Source organism: Aeromonas popoffii (assembly GCF_037818705.1).
In the GTDB taxonomy this organism is placed as follows: Bacteria; Pseudomonadota; Gammaproteobacteria; order Enterobacterales; family Aeromonadaceae; genus Aeromonas; species Aeromonas popoffii.
This window is the reverse complement of sequence record NZ_CP149129.1, coordinates 3,507,052-3,533,437: the sequence shown is the minus strand read 5'-3', so window position 1 is coordinate 3,533,437 and position 26,386 is coordinate 3,507,052. Positions and strand designations below refer to the sequence as shown.

General features: G+C 57.7%; 28 protein-coding genes and 2 tRNA genes. 25 read left to right on the top strand and 5 right to left on the bottom strand.

The genetic code is table 11. The annotated features are described in order from the left end of the window. Positions 1–37 precede the first annotated feature (37 nt). From WJM78_RS16115 to WJM78_RS16055, 13 genes are all read left to right on the top strand, one after another. Positions 38–370, top strand: coding sequence for an NIPSNAP family protein (locus WJM78_RS16115; RefSeq protein ID WP_339010526.1), 333 nt, complete (start codon positions 38–40; stop codon positions 368–370). Between the two features lie 134 nt (positions 371–504). Further along, positions 505–954 (top strand): transcriptional regulator NrdR, encoded by a 450-nt coding sequence (gene nrdR / locus WJM78_RS16110; protein WP_275929568.1) that lies wholly within the window; start codon positions 505–507, stop codon positions 952–954. 101 nt (positions 955–1,055) lie between these two features. Then, complete coding sequence (ribD, locus tag WJM78_RS16105; RefSeq protein WP_042035826.1) at positions 1,056–2,165, top strand: bifunctional diaminohydroxyphosphoribosylaminopyrimidine deaminase/5-amino-6-(5-phosphoribosylamino)uracil reductase RibD; 1,110 nt, start codon at positions 1,056–1,058, stop codon at positions 2,163–2,165. A gap of 55 nt (positions 2,166–2,220) precedes the next feature. Continuing rightward, entirely contained in the window at positions 2,221–2,874 is a 654-nt protein-coding gene (locus WJM78_RS16100) for a riboflavin synthase (RefSeq protein WP_339010518.1), read from the top strand. Positions 2,875–3,015: 141 nt separating this feature from the next. Then, the gene (ribBA, locus tag WJM78_RS16095; protein ID WP_287146089.1) at positions 3,016–4,125 is read left to right on the top strand and encodes a bifunctional 3,4-dihydroxy-2-butanone-4-phosphate synthase/GTP cyclohydrolase II; all 1,110 of its coding nucleotides are present in this window, start codon (positions 3,016–3,018) and stop codon (positions 4,123–4,125) included. A 238-nt stretch (positions 4,126–4,363) separates the two neighbouring features. Then, positions 4,364–4,834, top strand: a complete 471-nt coding sequence (ribE, locus tag WJM78_RS16090; protein WP_005317595.1) for a 6,7-dimethyl-8-ribityllumazine synthase — start codon at positions 4,364–4,366, stop codon at positions 4,832–4,834. Between the two features lie 14 nt (positions 4,835–4,848). Then, a complete protein-coding gene (gene nusB / locus WJM78_RS16085; protein ID WP_042035824.1) occupies positions 4,849–5,262 on the top strand; it encodes a transcription antitermination factor NusB in 414 nt (137 codons plus the stop codon). Positions 5,263–5,319: 57 nt separating this feature from the next. Beyond that, positions 5,320–6,279 (top strand): thiamine-phosphate kinase, encoded by a 960-nt coding sequence (gene thiL / locus WJM78_RS16080; protein ID WP_108536877.1) that lies wholly within the window; start codon positions 5,320–5,322, stop codon positions 6,277–6,279. Beyond that, positions 6,276–6,770: a phosphatidylglycerophosphatase A family protein gene (locus WJM78_RS16075; protein ID WP_108536876.1), complete on the top strand. Its 495-nt coding sequence runs from the start codon at positions 6,276–6,278 to the stop codon at positions 6,768–6,770. Before thiL ends, WJM78_RS16075 begins: the two co-directional genes overlap by 4 nt. 512 nt (positions 6,771–7,282) lie before the next feature. After that, complete coding sequence (locus WJM78_RS16070; RefSeq protein WP_339010506.1) at positions 7,283–9,007, top strand: ABC transporter ATP-binding protein; 1,725 nt, start codon at positions 7,283–7,285, stop codon at positions 9,005–9,007. A 59-nt stretch (positions 9,008–9,066) separates the two neighbouring features. After that, positions 9,067–10,623: an ABC transporter substrate-binding protein gene (locus tag WJM78_RS16065; protein WP_339010503.1), complete on the top strand. Its 1,557-nt coding sequence runs from the start codon at positions 9,067–9,069 to the stop codon at positions 10,621–10,623. A 99-nt stretch (positions 10,624–10,722) separates the two neighbouring features. Next, positions 10,723–11,697 carry an ABC transporter permease gene (locus WJM78_RS16060; RefSeq protein WP_042035819.1) on the top strand — a complete coding sequence of 325 codons (975 nt, stop codon included), beginning with the start codon at positions 10,723–10,725 and terminating at the stop codon, positions 11,695–11,697. 3 nt (positions 11,698–11,700) lie between these two features. After that, positions 11,701–12,642 (top strand): ABC transporter permease, encoded by a 942-nt coding sequence (locus WJM78_RS16055; RefSeq protein ID WP_339010496.1) that lies wholly within the window; start codon positions 11,701–11,703, stop codon positions 12,640–12,642. A 76-nt stretch (positions 12,643–12,718) separates the two neighbouring features. On the opposite strand, the gene dxs is transcribed toward WJM78_RS16055, so the two are convergent. From dxs to xseB, 3 genes are read right to left on the bottom strand one after another with little or no spacing between them, the layout of a single operon-like run. Then, positions 12,719–14,584: a 1-deoxy-D-xylulose-5-phosphate synthase gene (gene dxs / locus WJM78_RS16050; RefSeq protein ID WP_339010493.1), complete on the bottom strand. Its 1,866-nt coding sequence runs from the start codon at positions 14,582–14,584 to the stop codon at positions 12,719–12,721. Between the two features lie 21 nt (positions 14,585–14,605). Further along, the gene (gene ispA, locus WJM78_RS16045) at positions 14,606–15,496 is read right to left on the bottom strand and encodes a (2E,6E)-farnesyl diphosphate synthase (RefSeq protein WP_042035816.1); all 891 of its coding nucleotides are present in this window, start codon (positions 15,494–15,496) and stop codon (positions 14,606–14,608) included. Further along, complete coding sequence (gene xseB / locus WJM78_RS16040; protein ID WP_339010476.1) at positions 15,497–15,748, bottom strand: exodeoxyribonuclease VII small subunit; 252 nt, start codon at positions 15,746–15,748, stop codon at positions 15,497–15,499. A 219-nt stretch (positions 15,749–15,967) separates the two neighbouring features. On the opposite strand from xseB, the gene pomA reads away from it, so the two are divergent. From pomA to greA, 3 genes are all read left to right on the top strand, one after another. After that, positions 15,968–16,726 carry a flagellar motor protein PomA gene (gene pomA / locus WJM78_RS16035; protein WP_275929561.1) on the top strand — a complete coding sequence of 253 codons (759 nt, stop codon included), beginning with the start codon at positions 15,968–15,970 and terminating at the stop codon, positions 16,724–16,726. 5 nt (positions 16,727–16,731) lie between these two features. Further along, positions 16,732–17,625, top strand: a complete 894-nt coding sequence (locus WJM78_RS16030; RefSeq protein WP_042035814.1) for a flagellar motor protein MotB — start codon at positions 16,732–16,734, stop codon at positions 17,623–17,625. 144 nt (positions 17,626–17,769) lie between these two features. After that, complete coding sequence (gene greA / locus WJM78_RS16025; RefSeq protein WP_042035813.1) at positions 17,770–18,246, top strand: transcription elongation factor GreA; 477 nt, start codon at positions 17,770–17,772, stop codon at positions 18,244–18,246. A 47-nt stretch (positions 18,247–18,293) separates the two neighbouring features. On the opposite strand, the gene WJM78_RS16020 is transcribed toward greA, so the two are convergent. Both WJM78_RS16020 and yhbY read right to left on the bottom strand, forming a co-directional pair. Next, positions 18,294–18,887 carry a PilZ domain-containing protein gene (locus tag WJM78_RS16020; RefSeq protein WP_212513033.1) on the bottom strand — a complete coding sequence of 198 codons (594 nt, stop codon included), beginning with the start codon at positions 18,885–18,887 and terminating at the stop codon, positions 18,294–18,296. 105 nt (positions 18,888–18,992) lie between these two features. After that, a complete protein-coding gene (gene yhbY / locus WJM78_RS16015) occupies positions 18,993–19,289 on the bottom strand; it encodes a ribosome assembly RNA-binding protein YhbY (RefSeq protein WP_042035811.1) in 297 nt (98 codons plus the stop codon). Between the two features lie 97 nt (positions 19,290–19,386). Here yhbY and rlmE point away from each other — a divergent pair, with 97 nt between their 5' ends. The 9 genes from rlmE to rimP all read left to right on the top strand — a co-directional run bounded on the left by rlmE (position 19,387) and on the right by rimP (position 26,385). Then, the gene (rlmE, locus tag WJM78_RS16010; protein WP_108536871.1) at positions 19,387–20,016 is read left to right on the top strand and encodes a 23S rRNA (uridine(2552)-2'-O)-methyltransferase RlmE; all 630 of its coding nucleotides are present in this window, start codon (positions 19,387–19,389) and stop codon (positions 20,014–20,016) included. Positions 20,017–20,061: 45 nt separating this feature from the next. After that, a complete protein-coding gene (gene ftsH, locus WJM78_RS16005; protein ID WP_042035809.1) occupies positions 20,062–22,014 on the top strand; it encodes an ATP-dependent zinc metalloprotease FtsH in 1,953 nt (650 codons plus the stop codon). Positions 22,015–22,076: 62 nt separating this feature from the next. After that, positions 22,077–22,922: a dihydropteroate synthase gene (folP, locus tag WJM78_RS16000; RefSeq protein WP_339010471.1), complete on the top strand. Its 846-nt coding sequence runs from the start codon at positions 22,077–22,079 to the stop codon at positions 22,920–22,922. A 16-nt stretch (positions 22,923–22,938) separates the two neighbouring features. Beyond that, the gene (gene glmM / locus WJM78_RS15995) at positions 22,939–24,273 is read left to right on the top strand and encodes a phosphoglucosamine mutase (RefSeq protein ID WP_042035807.1); all 1,335 of its coding nucleotides are present in this window, start codon (positions 22,939–22,941) and stop codon (positions 24,271–24,273) included. 131 nt (positions 24,274–24,404) lie between these two features. Beyond that, positions 24,405–25,169 (top strand): triose-phosphate isomerase, encoded by a 765-nt coding sequence (tpiA, locus tag WJM78_RS15990; RefSeq protein WP_212513031.1) that lies wholly within the window; start codon positions 24,405–24,407, stop codon positions 25,167–25,169. After that, positions 25,170–25,496, top strand: a complete 327-nt coding sequence (secG, locus tag WJM78_RS15985) for a preprotein translocase subunit SecG (RefSeq protein ID WP_042035805.1) — start codon at positions 25,170–25,172, stop codon at positions 25,494–25,496. It abuts the gene before it with no gap. 10 nt (positions 25,497–25,506) lie between these two features. Continuing rightward, positions 25,507–25,591: transfer RNA gene (locus WJM78_RS15980), tRNA-Leu, on the top strand. A 92-nt stretch (positions 25,592–25,683) separates the two neighbouring features. Further along, positions 25,684–25,760: transfer RNA gene (locus WJM78_RS15975), tRNA-Met, on the top strand. A gap of 166 nt (positions 25,761–25,926) precedes the next feature. Then, entirely contained in the window at positions 25,927–26,385 is a 459-nt protein-coding gene (gene rimP, locus WJM78_RS15970) for a ribosome maturation factor RimP (protein ID WP_042035804.1), read from the top strand. Position 26,386 lies beyond the last annotated feature (1 nt).

Genomic DNA, 26,386 nt, shown 5'->3' with positions numbered 1-26,386 from the left:
GGGCCTTTTTACACCATTTTTAGCAGGAGAAAGCGTGATGAAGCGAGTGCTGGAGATCCGGAGCTATCGGCTCAAGGCCGGGAGCCGTGCGGCTTTTCATCGGCTGGTCACCGAGCAGAGTCAGCCCTTGCACCTTGCCTGGGGGATGGATGTGGTGAGCCATGGCCCCTCCTTGCATGATCCGGACGCCTATTTTCTGATGCGTGCCTACGATGACCTTGAGCATCTGAACCGCTCTCAGGCGGCATTCTATGGGACTGAGGCATGGCAAGCAGGCCCGAGAGAGGCCATTGTTGCGCTGATCGAGGGTGATGCAAATACAGTGCTCTGGTTGCCAGTGGCGGCCATAGAAGCGCTGCGCACGTGCTGATACGGTTAAAGTGCATCTGCGGTGACATATTGTTTTTCTGGGCTTTTACCGGCTTTCAATGGCCGTGCTACACTGGCCGACCAAGATCCTGACCCTGCGGGGCAGGTGCCTTTTCAGTTAACGCCGGAGGTCAGATGCATTGCCCTTTCTGTAGTGCCGTTGATACCAAGGTGATCGATTCCCGTCTGGTGGCAGAAGGCCATCAGGTGCGCCGCCGTCGTGAGTGTCTGCTCTGCCACGAGCGTTTCACCACCTTCGAGATGGCCGAGCTGGTGATGCCCCGTGTCATCAAGTCCAACGGCTCCCGTGAACCCTTCAATGAAGACAAGCTGCGTGCCGGTATACTGCGTGCACTGGAGAAGCGGCCGGTGAGCATGGAGGCCATCGAGAAGGGGGTCAATCACATCAAGTCCTGCCTGCGGGCCACCGGTGAGCGCGAAGTCGCCTCCCAGCTGGTGGGTAATCTGGTGATGGACGAGCTCAAGAGTCTGGACAAGGTTGCCTACATCCGCTTCGCTTCCGTCTATCGCAGCTTCGAAGACATTCGTGAATTTGGTGAAGAGATCGCCAAGCTGGAGAAGTAGAACAGCTCGCCAAGTTGGAGAAACAAGCTTCCCCAACGTCCGATTACGATGCGCTAATCGAACCTGCAACGCCCATTTTATCGCTTTGAACGGGAGCCCAGATGTTTAGTCAAGATGATTACCAATGGATGAGTCGGGCCCTCGAACTGGCCCGCCGTGGCCGCTATACCACGGCGCCCAACCCTTGTGTCGGTGCCGTGTTGGTGAAAGCTGGCGTGGTGGTCGGTGAGGGGTGGCACAAGCGTGCCGGCGAGCCCCATGCCGAGGTCTATGCCCTGCATGCCGCCGGTGAACAGGCCCGTGGCGCCACCGCCTATGTGACCCTGGAGCCTTGTTCCCACCATGGCCGTACCCCGCCCTGCGCTGAGGCGCTGATCAAGGCCGGGGTGACCCGGGTGGTTGCCGCCATGGTCGATCCCAATCCCGAGGTGGGCGGACGCGGGCTGCGCATGTTGTCTGAGGCCGGTATCAAGACCGACTTCGGCCTGCTCAGTGCCGAGGCCGAGGCACTCAATCCGGGCTTTTTCAAACGGATGCGCACCGCCTTCCCACAGGTGACGGTCAAGCTCGGCGCCAGCCTGGATGGTCGCACCGCCATGGCAAGCGGCGAGAGTCAGTGGATAACGGGTCCCCTGGCCCGTGCCGATGTACAGCGGCTGCGGGCCCGTCACGATGCGGTGCTCTCCAGCGCCGAGACGGTGCTGGCCGATGGCGCCTCGCTGACCGTGCGTTGGGACGAGCTGCCCCCCTCGGTCAAGGCCAGCTATCCCAAAGAGACCCTGCGCCAGCCGCTGCGCGTCATCGTCGACTCGCAAAACCGGCTCACCCCGGACTTGCCCCTGTTCCAGAGCACAGGCCCGGTCTTGCTGGCCCGCCACAAGGCTACCGGCGACTGGCCGGCCTGGGTGCAGCAACTGGAGCTGCCGCTGCTGGACGGCAAGTTGGATCTGGTCAGCCTCTTTATGCTGCTGGCCAAGCAGCACATCAACTCCGTGCTGGTGGAGGCAGGGCCGCGGCTGTGTGGCGCCCTGCTGAACAAGGGGCTGGTGGATGAGCTGGTGCTCTACCAGGCGCCAAGACTGATGGGGGATGAAGGGCGTGGCCTGTTCCATCTGCCCGAACTCACCCGGCTGTTCCAGGCGCCCAAGCTCAACATCAAGGATGTGCGGCTGGTGGGGCAGGACATTCGCATCACGGCGAAAATAGCCTGATTTCTCAATGTTTATCGGGGGCCAGTGTGGCCCCGTCATCAGCAAGGTGATCTGCATGTTTACCGGAATTATCGAAGCGGTGGGCACCCTGACCGAGCTGCGTCGCCAAGGCGAGGATATGGCCCTCACTGTGCACGCACCTAGCCTCGATTTCAGCGATGTCAAACTGGGTGACTCCATCGCCACCAACGGCGTCTGCCTCACCGTGGTTGCGCTGGGTGACCAGCGCTATACCGCCGACGTGTCGCTGGAGACCCTGTCGCGCACCGGCTTTGCCAAGGCCAAGGTGGGCGATCCCGTCAATCTGGAGAAGGCGCTGATGCCGACCTCCCGCTTGGGCGGTCATCTGGTCTCCGGTCATGTGGACGGGGTGGGGGAGGTGAAGAGCAAGTCCAGCAGTGGCCGCGCCATCGAATACTGGATCAAGGCGCCGGGCGAGCTCTCCCGCTACATCGCCGAGAAAGGCTCGATTGCGGTGGATGGCATCAGCCTGACGGTCAATGCCGTGCAGGGGGACGTGTTCCGCCTGACGATAGTGCCCCACACGGCGCAAGAGACCACCATCGCCCGCTGGAAACCGGGTCATCGCGTGAATCTCGAGGTGGATCAGATAGCTCGCTATCTGGAGCGCCTGATGCAAGGCAAGGCCCATGACAGTGCATCATCGTCCCTGACGTTGGAAAAGCTGGCCCAGTCCGGCTTCCTGTAACGGCCTATGCCGCGGGAAAACCGCTTTCTGTGATCCCGCTCCGATTGAAATGGGGCCTTGTGCCCCCATCTAGAGCAACATAATCCCGTATCAAGCCGAGCCGGCAGGCTCAATCCCAGAAGCATGTTGATGGAGTAGCCTATGGCGCTGAGCACAACCCAGGAAATCATTGCCGATATCAAGGCTGGCAAGATGGTGATCCTGATGGATGACGAAGACAGGGAGAACGAAGGGGACCTCATCATGGCCGCCTCCTGTGTCCGCCCGGAGGATATCAACTTCATGGCCCGTTACGGCCGTGGTCTCATTTGCCTGACCCTGACCCGGGATCGCTGCAAGCAGTTGGCGCTGCCGCTGATGGTAGATCGCAACAATGCCCAGTTCTCCACCGCCTTCACCGTCACTATAGAAGCGGCCGAAGGGGTGACTACCGGCATCTCCGCCGCTGATCGCGCCGTCACAGTACAGGCAGCGGTTGCCCCCAATGCCAAGGCAGCCGATCTGGTGCAGCCGGGCCACATCTTCCCGCTGATGGCGCAGGATGGCGGTGTGCTGACCCGTGCCGGTCACACCGAGGCGGGCTGCGATCTGGCCCGGCTGGCCGGTTACGAGGCGGCTTCCGTCATCGTCGAGATCCTCAACGAGGATGGCTCCATGGCGCGCCGTCCTGACTTGGAGATCTTCGCCGAGCAGCACGGCATCAAGCTTGGCACCATTGCCGACCTTATCGAATACCGCAACCAGCACGAGACCACGGTCGAGAAAGTGGCCGAGTGCAAGCTGCCTACCGAATACGGCGAGTTCGATCTCATCACCTTCCGCGATACTATCGACAATCAGGTGCACTTTGCCCTGAAAAAGGGTGAGATTCAGGCCGACCAGCCGACGCTGGTGCGGGTGCATCTGCACGATGTGCTGAGCGATCTGCTGCTGACCGACCGTCACGCAGCCCGTAGCTGGCCGCTGCCCAAATCCATGGCCCGCATCGCCAGTGAGGGCGGGGTGCTGGTGATTCTGGGGGCGGAATCCCATGGCGAGGAGCTGCTGGCCCGGGTCAAGGGCTTTGAAGCCGCTGACAAGGGGCTGGCACCGGAAGGGGCCAAGTGGCAAGGCACATCGCGTCGGGTCGGCGTGGGTTCCCAGATCCTCAAGACGCTGGGGGTTGGCAAGATGCGGCTGTTGAGCTCGCCGAAGAAATACCATGCCCTCGGCGGTTTCGGCCTGGAAGTGGTGGAGTATGTCGGGGAATAAGCGGGTTCGGTAGCTGGCTCAGCGCCTGCGGCTGAACTTGTCCAAGAAATACCCTCGTCTCTTCAGGCGGTTTCCGCCTGGAGGTCGTTGAATGCGTCGCTGAATAAGCGCGTCGTCCGAATGAGATTGCGATCATGGCCGCCCATCGCGGCTGTGGTTTTTGTCGTGGGTCTGTTGTGCTAGAATGTGCGCACTTTTGACTCCGGCCCCTTTTGATTGCACAGATACAGGATTTCCAATGAAGGTTATCGAAGGAAATATCGCCGCTCCTGAGGCGCGCGTTGCTATTGTCGTTGCCCGTTTCAACAGCTTCATCAACGAAAGCTTGGTGGACGGTGCTGTGGACGTACTGAAGCGTCAAGGTCAAGTCCAGGACAGCAATCTTACCCTGGTACGAGTGCCGGGCGCCGTCGAAATTCCCTTGGCTATCAAGAAGCTGGCCAAGAGTGGTCAATACGACGCCATAGTCGCGCTGGGCACTGTCATCCGTGGCGGCACCTATCACTTCGAGCTGGTGGCAAGCGAGAGCAGCAAGGGCATGGCCCAGGTAATGATGGAATATGAAATTCCGGTTGCCTTCGGCGTGTTGACCACAGAAAACATTGAACAAGCCATCGAGCGCGCCGGTACCAAGGCGGGTAACAAGGGTGCAGAGGCTGCACTGAGCGCGCTCGAAATGATCAACGTCCTGAAACAGTTGGACGTGTAACGAGGAGAAGTACATTGAAACCGTCCGAGCGCCGTAAAGCCCGCCATTGCGCCACCCAGGCCATCTACCAGTGGCAGATGACCAGGGCCAACGTGGGCGACATCGAAGAGCAGTTCAAGATAGATCAGGACACCAAGGGTGTGGACCTGAACTATTTTCGCGATCTGCTGTTCGGGGTAGCCCTCCACTGCAACGAGCTGGACAAGGTGTTTTCTCCTTTCCTCTCTCGTCCGCTGGAAGAAGTGGACATGGTGGACAAGGCGATCCTGCGTCTGGCGACCTATGAGCTGACCCGTCGTGATGATGTGCCGCCGCGCGTGGTGATCAACGAAGCGATCGAGTTGGCCAAGGCCTTTGCTGCCGATGACAGCCACAAGTTTGTCAACGGTGTACTGGACAAGGTGATCAAGACGCTGGCCAAGCGTTGATCCTGCTGTCCGTCAGCATTAAGAGAGGAGCCAGCCTAACCGCTGGCTTTTTACTGTATGGGTGAATTTGAGCTGATTGATAAGTACTTCAAGGTCCCCCACGCCCGCAAGGACGTGGTGATGGGCCCCGGAGATGACTGCGCCCTGCTGACCCTGCCGGCCGATACTCAGCTGGCGGTGAGCACGGATACGCTAGTGAGCGGCGTTCACTTCTTCCCCGACATGGATCCGGTGGATCTTGGCTACAAGGCGTTGGCGGTCAATTTGTCCGACCTCGCCGCCATGGGCGCCGAGCCGCGCTGGGTGTCGCTGGCACTGACGCTGCCCGCCATCAACGAACCCTGGGTCGCCGGGTTTGCCGAGGGTTTTCTCGAGCTGGCCGAATACTACAACGTGGCGCTGGTGGGCGGGGACATGACCCGTGGCCCGCTCTCCATCACCGTCTCGGTGAAGGGATCCGTCCCCGCCGGTCGCGCCCTGATGCGCCGCGGTGCCAAGGTCGGTGACGGCATCTATGTCACCGGCACCCTGGGAGATGCCGCCCTGGCGCTTTCCCATCTGCTGGGTAAGCGCAGTCTCAACGAGAACCAGCTGGCTGCCGTGCTGCCACGGCTTGACCACCCCCATCCCCGCATTCTGGCAGGGCAAGCCCTGCGCGGGCTGGCGAGCAGTGCGCTGGATCTTTCAGATGGACTTTCCTCGGATCTCGGCCATATCCTCAAGGCATCCGGCGTGCGGGCCCAGATCGATCTCGATCTGCTGCCCCTGTCGCCCGTGCTGCAGGATGCGGTGCCCGAGCAGGATGCCTGGCAACTGGCGCTGGCCGGTGGCGATGACTACGAGCTCTGCTTTACCGTGCCGCAGGAGTATCGTGGGGCGCTGGATACGGCGCTGGCCAACTGTGGCGTCAAGTTCACCCGCATCGGTCGCATCGTGGCAGGCGAGCCGGGTATCGACTACCTGAGAGGCGAGCAAGGGCTCGAACTGCAACTGAAAGGGTGGGATCACTTCGCATGACCTTTTTTATGATAAGACCCGAGCTGAAAAGGCTGAACCTGAAGAATCCGCTGCACTTGCTGGCGGTGGGGTTTGGCTCGGGCCTCTCTCCCAAGGCGCCGGGCACCATGGGGACGCTGGCGGCTATCCCGCTCTATCTGCTGGTGAGTGGTCTGGCAACGCCCTGGTTCATCGCCCTGCTGGCAGTGGGATTCGTGGTGGGCATTCGCATCTGCCAGAGCGCTACCGATGCCATCGGCATGCCGGATCACGGTGCCATCGTCTGGGACGAGGTGATAGGTTTTGGCGTCACCATGATTGCCGCTCCGGCTGGCTGGGAGTGGGTGTTGGCCGGCTTCGTGCTGTTCCGCCTGTTCGATGTGTGCAAACCCTGGCCCATCTCCTGGTTTGATCGGCGCATTCACGGTGGACTCGGCATCATGCTGGACGATCTCATCGCCGGTTTGTTCGCCCTGTTTTGTATGCAATTACTGGCATACTGGCTGGGGTAACTCTCCTCGTAAGGGGGATCGCCAGTCTGGCATTCCCCCTATATAGCTCTGTTTATTTTTCATTCATCGGCATATGCTGCCGTTAAAAAATCATTTCACATAAATATTCACTACTCATTCGAAGCTTAATGCTATTGTTCTAATAGTGATTATTTCCGTCTGTTGCGTCTTTGTTGAAATTAAAAGCAGTAAAAAGTACTGATAATAGTCACATAGTCTTGTTATGAGACTAAAATCGTTATTTTTGACTGCTATGATGGCCGTTGGCTGAGCAACGTATTGCGAAATTGTATAAACCGATCATTTACAGTCGCGGTCAAACCGTCTAACTTACTCGCGGGTTATTCCAAAAAAATGCAAAAAACCCGCCCGGATCGCTGGTTTCGCTGCCTCATGGATTGAGCGTTTATTACTCATAAAAGCACTCAATATCAGTACTCCAGGCACAGCCAGCATCTGCGGCCGATTTACGGACGAATTCTTTGGGACGGATGTCCCCCGCAGAGGTAAACATGTCCTTGCTCGAAGTGAAAAACTTGCGGATCGAGTACCCCTCCCGCTATGGAGTGCTGGCCGCAGTCAAAGATCTCTCCTTGTGTGTCGAAAAAGGGGAGATCGTCGGCGTGGTGGGCGAATCTGGCGCCGGTAAATCCACCATAGGCAATGCCGTCATCGATCTGCTGAGCCCGCCGGGGCGTATCGCCCGTGGTGACATCTATCTCAACGGCGAACTCATCTCTGGCAAGAGCCAGAACGAGATGCGGGCCATCCGTGGTTCCCGTATCGGCTTCATCTTCCAGGATCCCATGACCTCCCTCAATCCGCTGTTCACGGTTGAACAGCAGCTGGTGGAGACCATTCTTGCCAATACCGAGCTCTCTCGCGACGCGGCCTTTGCCAAGGCGCTCGAGCTGATGGGGGCGGTCGGGATCCCGCAGCCCGAGCTGCGAATCAAGCAGTATCCACACCAGTTCTCCGGCGGCATGCGTCAGCGGGTGGTCATTGCCATTGCGCTGTCGTGCGATCCGGAGCTTATCATCGCCGACGAACCGACCACGGCCCTCGACGTCTCCATTCAGGATCAGATCCTCCAGCTCATCCGCAACCTCTGCAAAGAGCGTCAGGTGGGCTGCATGCTGGTGACCCACGACATGGGGGTGGTTTCCAACGTCACTGACAAGGTGGCTGTGATGTACCGTGGCGATCTGGTGGAGTTCGGTACCACCGAACAGGTGCTGGGTCACCCCAATCACCCTTATACCCGCAGCCTCATCTCGGCAGTGCCCCGCTCCGACGTCAAGCTGGTACGTTTCCCGCTGGTCTCCTATATCGAGGATGCCAGTGCGCCGGATACCAATATCGATCTCAAGACCCACTGGCTTGGCCAGAGTCAGGACGAGCGCACCTATGAGGGGGCTCTGCTGCGGGTGGAGAACGTGGATCTGAAGTTCGTCACCAAGGACTCCATCTTCCCGAGTCGTCGCCAGTACGTGCGTGCCTGCAACAACATCAGTTTCGAGATCTTCGAAGGGGAGACCTTCGGCCTGGTTGGGGAGTCGGGCTCCGGCAAATCCACCATAGCCCGCGCCATTACAGGCCTCTATCCGCCCGATACCGGCAAGATTTTCTTCGAGGGGATCGATCTCACCGCTCTCAAGAGTGAGCGTGAGCGCCGCCCCCTGCGTCGCCAGATGCAGATGGTATTCCAGAACCCTTACTCCTCGATGAATCCGCGCATGAAGGTGCGTGACATCATCGCCGAGCCCATCCGCTTCCATAAGCTGGCGGGCAGTGAGAGCCAGATCGAGGGCATAGTCAACGACCTGCTCGATCATGTGGGGCTCGGTCGTGGTGCCGGGGTCAAATATCCCCACGAGTTCTCCGGTGGTCAGCGTCAGCGCATCTCCATCGCCCGTGCCCTGGCGACCCGGCCTCGCTTCCTCATCTGCGACGAGCCGACCTCGGCGCTGGATGTGTCGGTACAGGCACAGATCCTTAACCTGCTCAAGGATCTGCAGCAGGAGCTTGGGCTCACCATGCTGTTCATCAGCCACGATCTGCCGGTGATCCGCCAGATGTGCGATCGCATCGGCGTGATGCAGCATGGCCATCTGGTGGAAGTGGCCGAGACCGAAAAACTGTTTACCAATGCCGAGCATGAGTACAGCCGCAAGCTGATCTCCCTCATGCCGGAGTTCAAGGGAATGTCCCGCGAGGGGCTGGAAATCGCAAGCTAGGAAATCACCAGCTCGCCGGTTTGTCTGTCAATAAAAAAGCCAAAAGCATGGAGAACAAGATGAATAAAGGATTGTCCAAAATTGCCCTGGCGCTGGTTGCCGCCGGTTTCGCCTTCGGTGTCTCAGCTGCTGATATCAAAGTCGGTGTAGCGTCAGATGCAACGTCCATGGATCCGCAGGAGCAGCTCTCCGGTCAGACCCTGGAGATGTCGCATCTGGTGTTTGATCCCTTGGTGCGTTACACCCAGGACATGCAGTTCGAGCCGCGTCTTGCCGAGAAATATGAGCGCATCGATGACAAGACGATACGTTTCTTTTTGCGTAAAGGGGTCAAGTTCCACTCCGGTAATGAGTTCACCGCCGATGATGTGGTGTGGACCATGGACCGCTTGAAGTCTTCTGTCGACTACAAAGCGATCTTTGAGCCCATTACTGAGGTGAAGAAGATCGATGATCACACCGTTGACTTCATTACTGCCAAGCCATTCCCACTGGTGCTACAGACAGCAACCTATTTTTTCCCGATGGACGCCAAGTTCTACACCGGGAAAACCAACGATGGTAAGGACAAGGCTGAGATTGTCAAAAACGGCAGTTCCTTCGCCTCGACCAATGTGTCTGGCACCGGTCCCTTTGCCGTCAAGTTTCGCGAGCAAGGTGTGAAACTTGATTACGTCCGTAATGCTAACTACTGGGACAAGAGTTCCAAAGGTAACGTCCAAAATCTGACCGTTGTGCCGATCAAGGAAGATGCAACCCGTGTTGCAGCCCTGCTGGGCGGCGATGTGGATATTATCTATCCGGTTGCCCCCAACGATCTGGAGCGAGTCAAAAATGGTAAGGATACCCAGCTGGTAAGCCTGCCAGGTACCCGCATCATCATCATCGAGCTCAACCAGAACACCAACCCGGCCCTGAAAGACAAGCGTGTGCGTCAGGCAATCAACTACGCCATCAACCAGGAAGGTATCGTTGAGAAGATCAACAAGGGTTTTGGTACAGCTGCTGGTCAACTGAGCCCGAAAGGCTATGTTGGTCACAATGAAGCCCTGACCCCTCAATATGACTTGGCTAAAGCGAAAGCACTGATGAAGGAAGCCGGTTACGAGAATGGCTTCAAGGTGAGCTTTATCTCCCCGGCTGCTCGCTACGTCAACGACGTCAAGATTGCCCAGGCGGTCTCTGCCATGCTGGCCAAGATCAACATCAAGGTGGATCTGAAGACCATGCCGGTGGCTCAGTACTGGCCCGAGTTTGACAAGTGCGCCGCTGACATGCAGCTGATCGGCTGGCATTCGGATACCGAAGATAGCGCCAACCTGTTTGAGTTCCTGACCTTTACCAAAGATGCCAAGACCGGTATGGGCCAGTACAACTGCGCAGGCAACGCGAACACCGATGTTGACAAACTGGTGATGGATGCCAACACCGAGACCGATCCGGCCAAGCGTGCCGAGATGCTGAAAAAGGCTGAAGCATTGCTGGTTGAAGATGCCACTTATGTGCCGCTTCACTGGGAAAACGTAGCTTATGGCGCCAAGAAGAATGTGGATATCGCACCGGTAGCCAACGTCATGGTATTCCCCTACTTGGGCGACCTGGTGGTCGGCAAGTAAGAGAACGTTGCAAGGAAGGACGGGGCGGGGGGGCCAGCTGGCCACTCCGCCCACTAACAGAAGCCTGTGCCACGACACAGGCCACGTAGAAGGACAAGCATGTTTACATTCCTGCTGAAACGGTTCTATCAGGCGGTGATAGTGATGTTCGTCATCAGCCTGGTCGCCTTCTCCATCCAGGACAACCTGGGTGACCCGTTGCGCGAGATGGTGGGACAATCGGTCTCCGAAGCCCAGCGTCACGAGTTGCGTGAGAAGATGGGCCTCAATGATCCCTTCCTCATCAAATACAGCCGCTTTTTGAAAAATGCGGTGCATGGGGATTTGGGCACTTCCTATTTCTTCAAGCGACCGGCTCTTGAGGTGATACTCGACAAGCTGGTGGCTACCCTTGAGCTGGTGTTTGCCGCTGCGCTGATCATTGTGGTGGTATCCATTCCACTCGGTGTTTATTCGGCGATCCGCCCGCGCAGCATCCCCACCAAGCTCATCATGGCGGGAAGCAGTATCGGCATCTCGATCCCGGTCTTTCTGACCGCCATCATGCTGATGTATCTCTTCTCTATTCAGCTGGGCTGGCTGCCGGCTTACGGCCGTGGCGAAACCTACAACCTGCTGGGCTGGGAGTCGGGCTTCTTCACTTGGGATGGTATCAAGCACCTTATCCTGCCAGCGGTGTCGCTCTCCTCCATCATGCTGCCGCTGTTTATCCGGCTGGTGCGCTCCGAGATGCTGGAGCAGCTATCTTCCGAGTACGTCAAGTTCGCCCGCGCCAAGGGGCTGGATAACAACAAGGTCTACTACCAGCATGCCCTGAAGAACACCATGCTGCCGGTCATTACCGTCGGTGGTGTGCAGATCGGTACCATGGTGGCTTACACCATCCTGACCGAGAGCGTGTTTCAGTGGCCGGGTACCGGTTTCCTGTTCCTCGAGGCGATCCACCGGGTCGATACCCCGTTGATCACCGCCTACGTTATCTTCGTGGGACTGATCTTCGTGGTGACCAATACCCTGGTCGACCTGCTCTACGGGTTTATCAACCCGACCGTCAACCTGACCGCCAAGGGGTGATACATGTCTAACACTGTGACTGCGAGCCCAAGCCGTTGGACTCGATTCAAGAACGCTGACATCGTCTACTACTTCCTGCGGGACAAGGTAGCCATGTTCAGCTTCGCCGTGTTTGTGGTGTTCGTACTGGCGGCGCTGCTGGCGCCCTGGCTGGCGCCGCACAACGTCTATGACCAGACCAGTTTCGATCTGATGGATGCCGAACTGCCGCCCTCCTGGCTGGAAGGGGGTGAGGAGCGCTTCTGGCTCGGCACCGACAACCAGGGCCGCGATATCTGGAGCACCATCCTCTATGGTGCCCGCATCTCGCTGACCATAGGGTTGTTTGCTGTGGGGCTGCAACTGGTGCTCGGCATCGTTGTCGGTTTGATCGCCGGTTACTTCGGTGGCCGTATCGACAGCCTGCTGATGCGCTTTGCCGACGTGCAGCTGTCGTTCTCCACCATGATGGTGGCTATCATCATCTCCGCTATCTTTCAGGCAACCTTTGGCTCCGAGTTCTACTCGAAATTCGCCATCATGATGCTGGTGGTGATCATCGGTATCGCCGAGTGGCCGCAGTACGCCAGGACGGTACGTGCCTCTGTGCTTGCCGAAAAGAAAAAGGAGTATGTGGAAGCTGCCAAGGTGATGGGGTTCCGCGCCCCGCGCATCATGTTTCGCCACATTCTGCCCAACTGCCTGTCGCCCATTCTGGTGATCTCCACCGTGCAGGTGGCCAACGCCATCATGAGCGAGGCGGCACTCTCCTTCCTCGGCCTGGGGATGCCGGTGGATCAGCCGTCGCTCGGTTCGCTTATCAGTGTCGGCTTCAACTACATCTTCTCAGGCTCCTGGTGGATCACCGCCTTCCCGGGCATCTGTCTGGTGGTGCTGGTACTGGTCATCAACCTGTTGGGTGACTGGCTAAGGGATGTGTTCAACCCGAAGATTTACAAGGGTTAACTCGGGTCAGAAGTGAAGATACAAGAAGGGCGCCATCAGGCGCCCTTCTCTTGTTTTCTCTTTAACTCGCAGCAGGTCAGGCTTGCAGCCAGGTTTCGATGCTGCGCTGGATGCCTGTCTCGTCCAGACCGAGCAGGGCATAGATCTCCTGCTGGGTGCCCTGTTCCACAAAGCGATCCGGCAGGCCCAGATTGAGCACCGGTTTGCATTGCTTATTGCGCATCAGCAGCTCGTTCACCGCAGAGCCGGCACCGCCCATGATGGCGTTGTCCTCTATGGTCACGAACTGGTCATGGCTGGTGGCAAGCGACAGTACCAGCGCCTCATCCATCGGCTTGACGAAGCGCATGTCCACCAGGGTGGCATCGAGCGTCTCGGCGGCGGCCCTGGCCTGCTGCAGCAGGGTGCCGAACGCCAGTATGGCGGTGCCCTTGCCCTCGCGAATGACACGGCCCTTGCCGAGCACCAGCGCCTGCATCTCGGTCTGCACCTCGATACCTGTGCCGCTGCCACGGGGGTAACGCACCGCCGCGGGCTGGTTGCACTGATAGCCGGTGTAGAGCATCTGGCGACACTCGTTCTCGTCGGACGGCGTCATCACCACCATGTTGGGCACGGTGCGCAGGAAGCTGATGTCGAACGCCCCCTGATGGGTTGGGCCATCGGCGCCCACCAGACCGGCCCGGTCGATGGCAAACAGTACCGGCAGCTCTTGCAGCGCCACGTCGTGGATCAGCTGGTCATAGGCGCGCTGCAGGAAGCTCGAATAGATGGCGACCACCGGCTTCTTGTCGGCGATGGCGAGGCCAGCGGCGAAGGTGACCGCATGCTGCTCGGCGATGGCGACGTCGAAGTAGCGATCCGGATACTGCTGGCTGAACTTGACCAGCCCCGAGCCCTCGCGCATGGCGGGGGTGATGCCGACCAGCTTCTCGTCTTTTGCTGCCATGTCGCACAGCCACTGGCCGAAGATGGCGGAGAAGCTCGGCTTGCCGCCGCTCGCCTTGGGCAGGGTGCACTCGTCCGGATTGAACTTGGGCACGCCGTGATAACCGATGGGATCTTTCTCGGCGGGCTCGTAACCCTTGCCCTTCTTGGTCTTGACGTGCAGCAGCTGTGGTCCCTTGAGGTTGCGCATGTTGCGCAGGGTCTCGACCAGGGCATTGATGTCATGGCCGTCGATGGGGCCTATGTAGTTGAAGCCAAACTCTTCGAACAGGGTGCCAGGCACCACCATGCCCTTGAGATGCTCCTCGGCCCGCTTGGCGAGCTCCTTGACCGGAGGCAGGCCCGCCAGCACCTTCTTGCCACCCTCGCGTATGTTGGTGTAGAGCTTGCCTGACATGATGCGGGCCAGGTGGTTGTTCAGCGCCCCGACATTCTCGGAAATGGACATCTCGTTATCGTTGAGCACCACCAGCATGTCCTTGTGGACATCGCCGGCGTGATTGAGGGCCTCGAATGCCATCCCGGCTGTGATGGCACCATCACCTATCACGGCCACTACCTTGCGACCCAGGCCCTCGCTCTCGGCAGCGACGGCCATGCCGAGCGCCGCACCTATGGAGGTGCTGGAGTGACCGACCGAGAGCACGTCATACTCGCTTTCGCCGCGCCAGGGGAAGGGATGCAGGCCGTCTTTCTGACGGATGCTCTGCATCCGGTCCCGACGACCGGTCAGGATTTTGTGGGGATAGGCTTGATGACCCACATCCCACACCAGTCGATCGAACGGTGTGTTGTAGACGTAGTGCAGCGCTACCGTCAGTTCGACTGTGCCGAGCCCGGAGGCGAGATGACCACTGGAGCGGCTCACCGAACGCAGCAGATATTCACGCAGTTCGTTGCACAGCACGGGCAGCCGATCGAACGGCAGGGATCGCAACTCGACCGGCGTATCCGCGAGGGCCAGGTTGGGGAAATTGCTTATATCAACGCTCATATTGTTACTGTTATCCAGCGTTTAGTGGGTTCGCTCGATGATGTAATCGGCAAACGCTTCCAGAATGTCGGTATTGTAGGGCAAAGATTGCAAGGCTGTTAAGGCTTTACCGTGCAGTTCGCGAGCCAGCTCACGGGCATTGTCGAGTCCGAGCAGGGCCGGATAGGTACTCTTTTCCTGCGCCAGATCCGAGCCTTGCGGCTTGCCCAGGGTGGCGGTATCGCCCGTGATGTCGAGGATGTCGTCCTGCACCTGGAAGGCCAGTCCGATGGCGGCTGCGTACGTTTGCAGCGCGGCCAGAGTGGCGTCGTCCACGTCGGGCTTGCACAGGGCTCCCAGTGCCACGGCGCACTCGATCAGGGCGCCCGTCTTGTGGCGATGCACCTGCTCCAGCTCGGACAGGCTGATCTGGCGGCCTTCGGCCTGCAAATCCAGTGCTTGACCACCACACATGCCGAGGTAGCCGGAGGCGCGGGCGAGGCGACTCAGCATCCGCACCCGGTTGGCCAGAAGCCGGTCGGGCAGGGGATGGTCGGCCAGAATGGCGAAGGCCAGGGTCTGCAGGGCATCGCCGGCCAGGATGGCTGTGCCTTCGTCAAATGCCTTGTGCACGGTCGGCTGGCCACGGCGCAAGTCGTCGTTGTCCATGGCGGGCAGGTCGTCGTGCAGCAGGGAGTAGGCGTGGATGCACTCCACTGCGGCGGCTGGGCCATCCAGCAGCTCGCTCTTGACACCCAGCATCTCGCCCACGGCATAGACCAGGAAGGGCCGTACTCGCTTTCCGCCCAGCAGCAGGCCGTAGTGCATGGCATCGCGCAAACGCGGGGCCATGGCGGGCAAAGATTCAAGTTGTGCAGACAGGCAGTCGTCAATACGTTGACGATGCAGACGGGAAAAATCGTCCAGCGTCACTCATTCCTCTCCTTGCTCTGGCTGGAAGGGGACTGCTTGCTCTGTGCCATCGGCCTGAGTCAGCAGGATCTGGATCTTCTGTTCGGCCTGTTCCAGCTTCTGCTGGCAAGCCCGCACCAGATGAACGCCCTGTTCGAACTGTTTGAGCGCCTCTTCCAGTGGTAAGGAACCTTGTTCCAGTTGATGAACTATGGTTTCCAGCTCTTCCAGAGTGGCATCAAAACTCAGGCGGTCGATTTTTTTACTGGCCATGTTCATCCTCGGGGATTGAAAAAAACGGCTTATCTTAACATCGACGACGGGCAGGGGGGAGGCTGAAAAGTGCGGTCGGCTTAAACTCTCGGAAAAGTGGCCGATAATAAACCATCTCGTGAACAAGGAAAAACGTGGTGGCCCTTGCCGCTGATGAGCCAATAGCAGAAAATTCAAAAAACTACAGATAAAAAAATTTCAGCTGACAGGAGTAGGGATGTGGATCTAGGTAGTCTGATTGGCATAGTACTGGGATTTGGGGTCGTGGTGTACGGCATGCTACTGGGGGGGCCCATGAGCATGTACATCGATATCCCTTCTGTCTGCATCACCATTCTGGGCTCCCTCTTCATCTGTATGATGAAGTTCAACATCGGTCAGTTCCTGATGGCGTTCAAGGTGGCCGGCAAGGCGTTCATCTACAAGGGTGACAAGCTCGACGACCTCATCATCAAGGCGGTTGAACTGGCAGATTCGGCCCGTAAAGGGGGGTTCTTGGCGCTGGAAGCCGCCGAAGTGCCAAACGATTTCATGAAAAAAGGTATCGACATGCTGGTGGACGGGCACGACGCCGATGTTATCCGTGGTGTGATGGAAAAGGACATCGAGCTCACCGCTGATCGGCACATCCTGGCCATCAAGGTCTTTCGTGCGCTAGGTGATCTGGGGCCCGCCATGGGGATGATAGGCACGCTGGTGGGACTGGTGGCGATGTTGGCCAACATGAGCGATCCCAAATCCATAGGCCCAGCCATGGCCGTGGCCTTGCTCACCACATTGTATGGCGCCATTCAGGCCAACATGATTGCTATCCCCATCGCCGACAAGCTGGAGCTGCGCAGCGGTGAAGAGCAGTTGAGCCGCTGCCTGGTGCTGGACGCCATCATGGGCATTCAGGATGGTCAGAACCCGCGGGTGATCCAGTCCATGCTGCAAAATTACCTGAACCAGTCCAAACGCAACAATGGCAGCGAGTAATCCCCATGGCTAAGTGCAAGTGTCCGCCACCTGGTCTACCCGGTTACATGGGGACCTTCGCCGATCTGATGTCGCTGTTGATGTGCTTCTTCGTGCTGCTGCTCTCCTTTGCCGAGATGGATGTGCAGAAGTTCAAGCAGATCGCCGGTTCCATGGAGAAGGCGTTCGGCGTGCAGAACATTCTGGAGGTCAAAGACATTCCCAAGGGAACTTCTGTCATCGCCCTCGAGTTCAGGCCGGGTCGCCCCGAACCGACCCCCATCGATACCATCATGCAGCAGACTATAGACATGACCCAGACTGAGCTGGACTTTCAGCCCGGTGACGCCGATCAGGCCGGAGGTCATGACAAGAGCGAAGAAAAACTGGTGGGGGGCGACACCCAACAGGAGGCGCAGAAACAGCAGGAGCAGTCCAATGCCCTGGCCAAGGAGTTGGCGGAGCAGATGAAGGCCCAGATCCAGGATGGCGCTATCGAGGTGGAGGCGCTGGGTCAGCAGATTATCATACGGATCCGCGAAAGGGCGGCTTTCCCGGCCGGTTCAGCCTTCCTGCAGCCCCAGTTCTGGCCGGTTATTCGCAAAGTCGCCAGCTTGTTGAAAGATGTGCCAGGTGAGATAACCGTGTCGGGCCATACCGACAACATAGCGACCGAAAATGAGCTGTTTCGATCGAATTGGGATCTCTCATCCCAGCGTGCGGTGGCGGTTGCCCATCAGATGATCAAGGTGCCCGGCTTCGATGGCGGGCGACTGGTGGTGCAGGGCATGGCCGATTCCCAGCCACTGGCACTGAACACCACCCCGGAAAACCGGCGCATGAACCGGCGCGTGGAGATCGCCATCATGCAGGGCAAGCCGACAGTATCAGCCCCGATTGGGGTCTCTGAGCAGAAGTAGTGTCGATGGCAAAGCGCGATCCTGCTCGCAGGGACTGACATGGATTTTGTGCTGGCTTCATATTAAGATGGCTCATCCGAACCGATAGCTGCGGCTCTTTTTGATAGCCGCAGCTTCTCTTTTCAAGCAACCCAGGTTTCGACTATGAATCATACTCCGATGACTGTTCGCGGCGCTGAAAAGCTGCGTCAAGAGCTCGACTATCTGAAGAGCGAGCTTCGTCCGCAGATTATCGAAGCGATTGCAGATGCCCGTGAACATGGTGATCTGAAAGAAAACGCCGAGTACCATGCCGCCCGTGAGCAGCAAGGCTTCTGTGAAGGCCGCATTCAGGAGATTGAGAGCAAGCTCTCCAATGCCCAGGTAATCGATGTCACCAAGATTACCAACAATGGTCGCATTATCTTCGGGGCGACCGTTACCCTGCTGAAAAGCGAGACGGAAGAGGAAGTTGTCTACCGTATCGTGGGTGACGACGAATCTGACATCAAACAGAACATGATTTCGGTGAACTCGCCCATCGCCCGTGCCCTGATCGGCAAGGAAGTGGATGATGTTGCCATCGTCAAGACGCCGGCCGGCGACGTGGAATACGAGGTTCTGGCCGTCGCTTACCTCTGATATGAGGTGATGTCTGAAACAGGGGAGCCCGGCTCCCCTGTTGCTATTTAGCGGGGTTGGTAGGCTTGGGTGAAGGCATCCTGATGGCGCTGGAACATCCAGCTGCTCAGTTGCTCAAGATCCGGCTTGGCCATCTGGAAGTGCAGTGCCCAGCCTTGTACACCATTGCGTAGATGCATGTGCCTGACCAGCTCAGCGCAGAGGGGGAGCGGGGCCAGTTCATTAATGAGCAGGGTGCCACTGAGGGTGGCGCCGATCGTCAGGTCGGTGGGCAAGCCCTCCACCACTAATCCGTCCAGCGACAAGCTGTGCACCAGACACTCGGTATCGGCCACCTTCAGGCGCGCCTCCTGGTCGAGGCGCCAGGCGCGCAAATGGGGATAACCCAGCTCCGTGATGATGGGGGCAGCGATGCGCGGTTCGACAAAGCCATCGTCTCCCTCGGTGAAGCGCAGCGGAAAGCGGAGTTGATGCCCGGCGAAACGGGCTTCGAGCACCAGTTGATCGGCACGTTGCAGCAGTTCGAGCAAGGGGGTGGCGAGATAACCGCTCAGGGATTGCCCGGCGGCCGTCTCCTGACTGCTCCCCAAGTCCCGTAACATGGCCAGTTCATCTTCGGTGAGAATCGGATGGTGATCCATAGTGGAGTGTCCACGAGTATTCATCGCAGGTTAAGGGCCTGGATAGTACTTTGGCAAGCGACTTGGGAAGAAGAGAAATGAAGGAAAGAGCGAGGCTCTTTCCTGTTACTTGCGGGGCAGTTGGATTTTCGGCTCGTTGGCCTGACGGTAGATGGTCAGCACGTGGCCGATACTCTGTACCTTGACCGCGCCGGTTTCACGGACGATTGCATCCATAACCAGTTGTTTCATCTCACGATCTTCAGACGCAACCTTAACCTTGATCAGCTCGTGGTAGTTCAGGGCCAGATCGATCTCGGCCAGTACGCCTTCGGTCAGACCATGTTGACCCAGCAGGACCACGGGCTTCAGACTGTGGGCAAGGCCCTTGAGGTACTGTTTCTGTTTATTGTTGAGAATCATGGCAATTTCTTCATAAGTCAGGGTTGAAAGGGGCGTATTCTACCCCCACTTAGCCCTTAATACTAATAACCCTTGTGGTTTTTTAAAGTCGACAATCATGACCCAGAAAAAACGTTCCCCCAGCTCAACCCGCTGGTTAAAAGAACATTTCGACGATCAATACGTCAAAAAAGCCCAGAAGTTGGGGCTGCGTTCCCGCGCTGTTTTCAAGATTGATGAGATCCAGGGCAAGGACAAATTGCTCCGTACCGGCATGACAGTGGTGGATCTGGGGGCGGCCCCGGGTGGCTGGTCCCAGTTTGCCGTTGAGCAGGTGGGTGACGATGGACGGGTCATCGCGTGTGACATTTTGCCGATGGATCCCATTGCAGGTGTCGATTTCCTGCAAGGGGACTTTCGGGAGGAAACTGTACTCGGCGCTTTGCTGGCCCGTGTTGGTCCGGACAAGGTAGACTTAGTCATGTCTGATATGGCGCCCAACATGAGTGGCACCCAGCAGGTAGATCAGGCTCGCGCCATGTACCTGGTCGAGCTGGCGCTCGACATGTGTAACCAAGTATTGCGCAGTAATGGCAGCTTCGTGGTGAAGGTATTCCAGGGAGAGGGGTTTGATGCCTATCTCAATGAAATTCGTAAGCTTTTCTCTGCTGTCAAGATTCGTAAACCAGACTCGTCTCGTGCCCGTTCACGAGAAGTCTACATTGTGGCTACCGGTTTTAAACTGTAGTACCCTAACCTTCATCGTTAACTGTCAGTCTGCGAGGTCATTGATTTGAGTGACATGGCGAAAAACCTAATCCTGTGGCTGGTCATCGCCGTCGTGTTGATGTCGGTGTTCAATAGCTTCAGCCCCAGCGATACCACCAGTCGCCAGCTGGACTATTCCAGCTTCGTTAGAGAAGTGACCCAAGAGCAGATCCGTGAAGTGCGGATGGATGGCAAGGTCATTAATGGCGTCAAGCGCACCGGTGAACGCTTCACCACCATCATACCGGCGCCGGATCCCCAGCTGCTCAACGACATGCTCAATCACAATGTCAAAGTGATTGGTGAGAAGCCGGAAGAGCCGTCTTTGCTGACCTCTATCTTTATCTCCTGGTTCCCGATGCTACTGCTGATCGGTGTCTGGGTCTTCTTCATGCGTCAGATGCAGGGCGGCGGCGGCAAGGGTGCCATGTCGTTCGGCAAGAGCAAGGCTCGTCTGATGAGCGAAGAGCAGATAAAGACCACCTTTGCCGACGTCGCAGGCTGCGATGAGGCCAAGGAAGAGGTGAAAGAGCTGGTCGATTATCTGCGCGATCCGAGCAAGTTCCAGAAACTGGGTGGCAAGATCCCCACCGGTGTACTGCTGGTTGGCCCTCCGGGTACCGGTAAGACCCTGCTGGCCAAGGCCATTGCGGGTGAGGCCAAGGTGCCTTTCTTCACCATCTCGGGTTCCGACTTCGTCGAAATGTTCGTGGGTGTCGGTGCCTCCCGGGTGCGTGACATGTTCGAGCAGGCTAAGAAGTCTTCCCCTTGCATCATCTTCATCGATGAAATCGATGCGGTCGGTCGCCAGCGTGGCGCCGGTCTCGGCGGTGGCCACGATGAGCGTGAGCAGACCCTTAACCAGATGCTGGTCGAGATGGATGGTTTTGAAGGCCATGAAGGCATCATCGTCATCGCCGCCACCAACCGTCCCGATGTACTGGACCCTGCCTTGCTGCGTCCGGGCCGTTTCGACCGTCAGGTCGTGGTCGGTCTGCCGGATGTGCGTGGTCGCGAGCAGATCCTGAAGGTGCACATGCGCAAGGTGCCGTTGGCAGATGATGTCAATGCGGCCCTGATTGCACGTGGTACCCCAGGTTTCTCCGGTGCTGATCTCGCCAATCTGGTCAACGAAGCCGCCCTCTTCTCCGCCCGTGAGAGTCGTCGTGTGGTTTCCATGGCTGAATTCGAGAAGGCCAAGGACAAGATCATGATGGGTGCGGAACGTCGCTCTATGGTGATGAGAGACTCCGAGAAGGAGATGACGGCTTACCATGAGGCGGGTCACGCCATTATTGGTCGTCTGGTACCGGATCATGACCCTGTCTACAAGGTGTCCATCATACCGCGCGGTCGTGCGTTGGGTGTGACCATGTACCTGCCCGAGCAGGATCGCTGGAGCCACTCCAAGCAGCACCTGGAGTCCATGATCTCCAGCCTGTACGGTGGTCGTCTGGCGGAAGAGCTGATCTACGGTGCCGAGAAGGTATCGACTGGTGCGTCCAACGATATCGAGCGTGCGACTGACATCGCCCGCAAGATGGTCACCCAGTGGGGCATGTCCGAGCGTCTCGGTCCCATGCTTTATGCGGAAGAAGATGGTGAAGTGTTCCTCGGTCGCAGCATGGCCAAGGTCAAGCACATGTCCGACGACACGGCGCGCGTCATTGACGCTGAGGTCAAGCAGGTCATTGATCGCAACTACGCCCGCTCCAAGCAGATCCTGCTGGACAACATGGATGTGTTGCACACCATGAAAGATGCGCTGATGAAGTACGAAACCATCGACGCCAAACAGATAGACGATCTGATGGCCCGTCGTGAGGTGCGTGCTCCTAGCAACTGGCATGACGAGCACAGCGGCGATACTCCGCAAGGTGGTGCCACTGTCGCGGCGGATGCCAAACCGGCAGTGACCGAGGTGGAGCCGGTGGCGGATGTCGACATCGACAAGGCCAACGATCTGCCGACCAAATAAATCGTGATGATGCAAACCCCGGGCTGGTCCCGGGGTTTTTCTTTATGTAAATGGAAGCGAAGATGCAGCTAACCAGCAAGGGGCTCAGCCTCTCCCTCGATCGTCCCCATGTGATGGGGATCCTCAATGTGACACCTGACTCCTTCTCCGATGGTGGCAATTTCAATCAGATTGACCGGGCCATGGACCATGCTCGCCAGATGATCTCCGACGGCGCAACGCTTATCGACATAGGGGGGGAGTCGACGCGTCCGGGGGCCCCCGACGTGAGCGAGCAAGATGAGCTGGACAGGGTGATCCCCGTGGTCGAGCGGATGGTCGCCGAGCTGGATGTGATGATCTCTCTCGATACCTCCAAGGCTGCCGTGATACGGGAAGGCTGCAAGGCTGGGGCCCATCTCATCAACGACGTGCGGGCCTTGCTCGAACCCGGTGCCCTGGCCGCCGCCGCAGAAGCTGACGTACCCGTGTGCCTGATGCACATGCAAGGCCAGCCGAGAACCATGCAGGCCGAACCCCACTATGACGACCTGCTGGGGGAGGTGAGGGCCTTCTTCGATGAACGTATCGCCGCCTGTCTGGCCGCTGGTATAGGGCGTCAGCAGCTGTTGCTGGATCCGGGCTACGGCTTTGGCAAGACGCTGGCACACAACTATCAACTGCTGGCCTGGCAGGAGAAGTTGCTCGATTACCAGCTTCCGCTCTTGGTCGGTATGTCACGAAAGTCTATGATAGGCAACCTGCTTGGCCGCTCGGTTGATGAACGGCTGGCCGGCAGTCTGGCCTGCGCGCTCATCGGGATGCAGCATGGTGCCCGGATCATCCGGGTGCACGATGTGCGAGAGACCATGGATGCCCTGCGCGCCGCCTGGGTGGTAATGACGGGACAAGATTTCATATCCAAATAAAAAATGAGAACAGACAATGGCAAGAAAGTACTTTGGTACCGATGGTGTCCGCGGCAAGGTTGGCGAATTCCCGATCACCCCTGATTTCGTGATGAAGCTGGGTTGGGCCGCAGGCAAGGTGCTCTCCAAGAAGGGCACCCGTAAGGTGCTGATCGGCAAGGATACCCGGATCTCCGGTTACATGCTGGAGTCGGCATTGGAAGCGGGTCTATCCGCTGCAGGTCTCAAGGCCATACTGATGGGCCCCATGCCTACCCCGGCCGTTGCCTATCTGACCCGCACCTTCCGTGCAGAGGCGGGTATCGTGATCAGTGCCTCTCACAATCCCTTCTATGATAACGGCATCAAGTTCTTCTCCGCCGATGGCACCAAGTTGCCGGATGATGTGGAAATGGCCATTGAGGCTGAGCTGGATCACGAGATCCAGTGTGTTGAGTCTGCCGAGCTGGGCAAAGCAGTGCGCATTGAGGATGCTGCTGGCCGCTATATCGAGTTCTGCAAGAGCACCTTCCCCTCCAATCTGAGTCTGGAAGGGTTGAAAATGGTGGTTGACTGCGGCCATGGCGCTACTTATCACATCGCTCCTTCCGTTTTCCGCGAGTTGGGAGCCGAGGTGATCGCTATCGGCTGCAGCCCTGATGGCCTTAACATCAACGACGGTGTAGGTTCTACCGCTCCCGAGGCGCTGGCAGCCAAGGTGCTGGAGTGCAAAGCGGATCTAGGCGTGGCCTTCGACGGTGACGGCGATCGCCTGGTGATGGTGGACCACACGGGTTACATCATCGACGGTGACGAGATCCTCTACATCATCGCCCGCGATGCGCTGCGCAACGGTCGCCTCAAGGGGGGGGTCGTCGGTACCCTGATGGCCAACATGGGCCTGGAGCTGGCGCTGCAGACCCTGGGGATCCCGTTCGCCCGTGCCAAAGTGGGTGACCGCTACGTACTGGAGATGATGAACGAGAAAGGCTGGCGTATCGGAGGTGAAAACTCCGGTCATATCATCTGCCTGGATCAGACCACCACCGGTGATGGTATCGTCGCCGCCCTGCAGGTGCTGATGGCCATCTGCACCGCCGAGATGCCGCTGGCCAAGTTGCGTTCCGGCATGAGCAAGTTCCCTCAGGTACTGGTGAACGTCCGTTTTGCCGAGGGCAAGGATCCGCTGGCGGCTGATGCCGTCAACCAGGAAGTGGCCAAGGTGGAACAAGAGCTGGCTGGCCGTGGCCGCGTCCTGCTGCGTAAATCCGGCACCGAACCCCTGATCCGGGTCATGGTGGAAGGTGAGCATGAGCAGCAGGTGCGTGACATGGCACAACGCATCGCTCAACAGGTCGAATCGGCGTTTTAATGAACAAAGTGGGCGGCTTTTTAGCCGCCCTGGTTGTATCTTGTTCAAACGATTCGAAAATTCAAAAATAGCGCTTGTCAGCTGACAATCCTCTGGATATTATCAGCCCCGCTTTCGCAAGGGAGTTGCCGATGGGACATCGCAAGCCGTTTGTAGCAGCCAACTGGAAGTTACACGGTAGTAGGTCGCAGTTAGAGCAGTTTACTCGCCAATGCCTTAAAGGCATGGATGAGCAAGTAGATGTGGTCTTGTGTCCATCCCATGTGCATCTCGACTTCACGGCCGTACTGCTCAACGAGCAAAAGGTAATGAAGTTGGGGGCTCAGAATGTGAGTCAGCACCGACAAGGCGCTTATACGGGTGAAGTCTCGTGTGAGATGCTGGTTGAGGCAGGGTGTCGTTACGTACTGGTAGGGCACTCCGAGCGCAGGCGTCTCTTTGGTGAGACCAGCTTTATCGTCGCAGAGAAGTTTGCGGCAGCCAGAGCGGCAGGCTTGATCCCCATCCTCTGTTTGGGTGAGTCGGGTGCAGCGAGGCAGGCGAGAAGAACCTTTGAGGTGATCGCGGAAGAGCTGGATATTGTCATAGAGAAAAATGGCGCGATGGCTTTCGATAATGCTATCATCGCCTACGAGCCAATTTGGGCTGTAGGTACAGGTAAATGCGCCACACCCGAGCAGGCACAAGAGGTTCATTCCTTTATACGTGGTCGCTTGGCGGAGGATACTCCGGTTATAGGTGAGAAAGTTAGAATCATCTATGGTGGGAGCGTGACACCGACCAATGCGAGAGATTTGTTTGCCCAGCCCGACATTGATGGCGGCCTGATAGGTGGAGCGAGTCTCGATGACAAGACGTTTTTAGGAATTGTTGAAGCGGCAAAGGGTGCAAGTTAAATGTACGAAATTCTTTTAGTCGTTTATCTGCTGGTTTCACTGGCTCTGATTGGTCTGGTGATGATTCAGCAAGGTAAAGGGGCTGACATGGGCGCCTCCTTCGGCGCAGGGGCATCGAATACCGTATTCGGCTCCGGTGGTTCAGGCAGTTTCCTGACCCGTACAACAGCTGTTTTGGCTACTCTGTTCTTTTTGATTAGCCTGGTGCTCGGATCTATGTCCAGCAACAAGGTCAAACAGGGTAGTGAATGGGAAAATCTGCAACAAACCCAGCAGGTTGAGCAGACAAAAGCGCCAGTAAAGAAAGACACTGACGTTCCCGAATAAGTGAGTTTTTGCCGTGGTGGTGGAATTGGTAGACACGCTATCTTGAGGGGGTAGTGCTCTAGGGTGTGCGGGTTCGAGTCCCGCCCACGGCACCAATTAAGTAGTGAGCTCGGGTAACCGGGTGTATTATAGCCAGTCAGTCTTGTGTGAAGAGAATGAACTGGCTATAATCTCGCACGATTTCGGACGCGGGGTGGAGCAGCATGGTAGCTCGTCGGGCTCATAACCCGAAGGTCGTCGGTTCAAATCCGGCCCCCGCAACCAAATTTCACGCATTTCCTACGCTCAGGAAGGCGGTCGCTGCGAGGCGACAATCAGGGTAAAGCGCCAAGCCCCGATTTGACATCGGGGCTTTTTGTTATGTGCGATTTACTCTGAATCGATCTCTATCTGGGCTTTATGCCCTTTTTTTGTTTTTCGGAGGGTGACTTTGGCTACGTTGGAACAACGTTTGACCGATCTGCTCGAGGCTCCGGTCGTTGCCTTGGGTTTTGAACTTTGGGGTATTGAGTTTATCCGCGCGGGTAACCACTCCACTTTGCGTGTCTTTATCGACAGCGAGAATGGTGTGACTGTCGAGAACTGTGCTGAAGTCAGCCATCAGGTTGGCGCCATCATGGATGTCGAGGATCCCATCACAGAAGAATACTTCCTGGAAGTATCCTCCCCTGGTCTGGATCGTCCGCTGTTCAAGGTTGCCCAGTTCGAAAAATACGTTGGCCAAGAGGCGGCGGTGCAGCTGCGGATGGCAACAAATAACCGCCGCAAGTTCAAAGGCGTAATCAAAGCTGTGCAAGGCGACATGATCACCCTGACAGTAGATGGTAAGGACGACGTGTTGGCTTTCACCAATATCCAAAAAGCGAACATAGTGCCGAACTTTGGTTAAC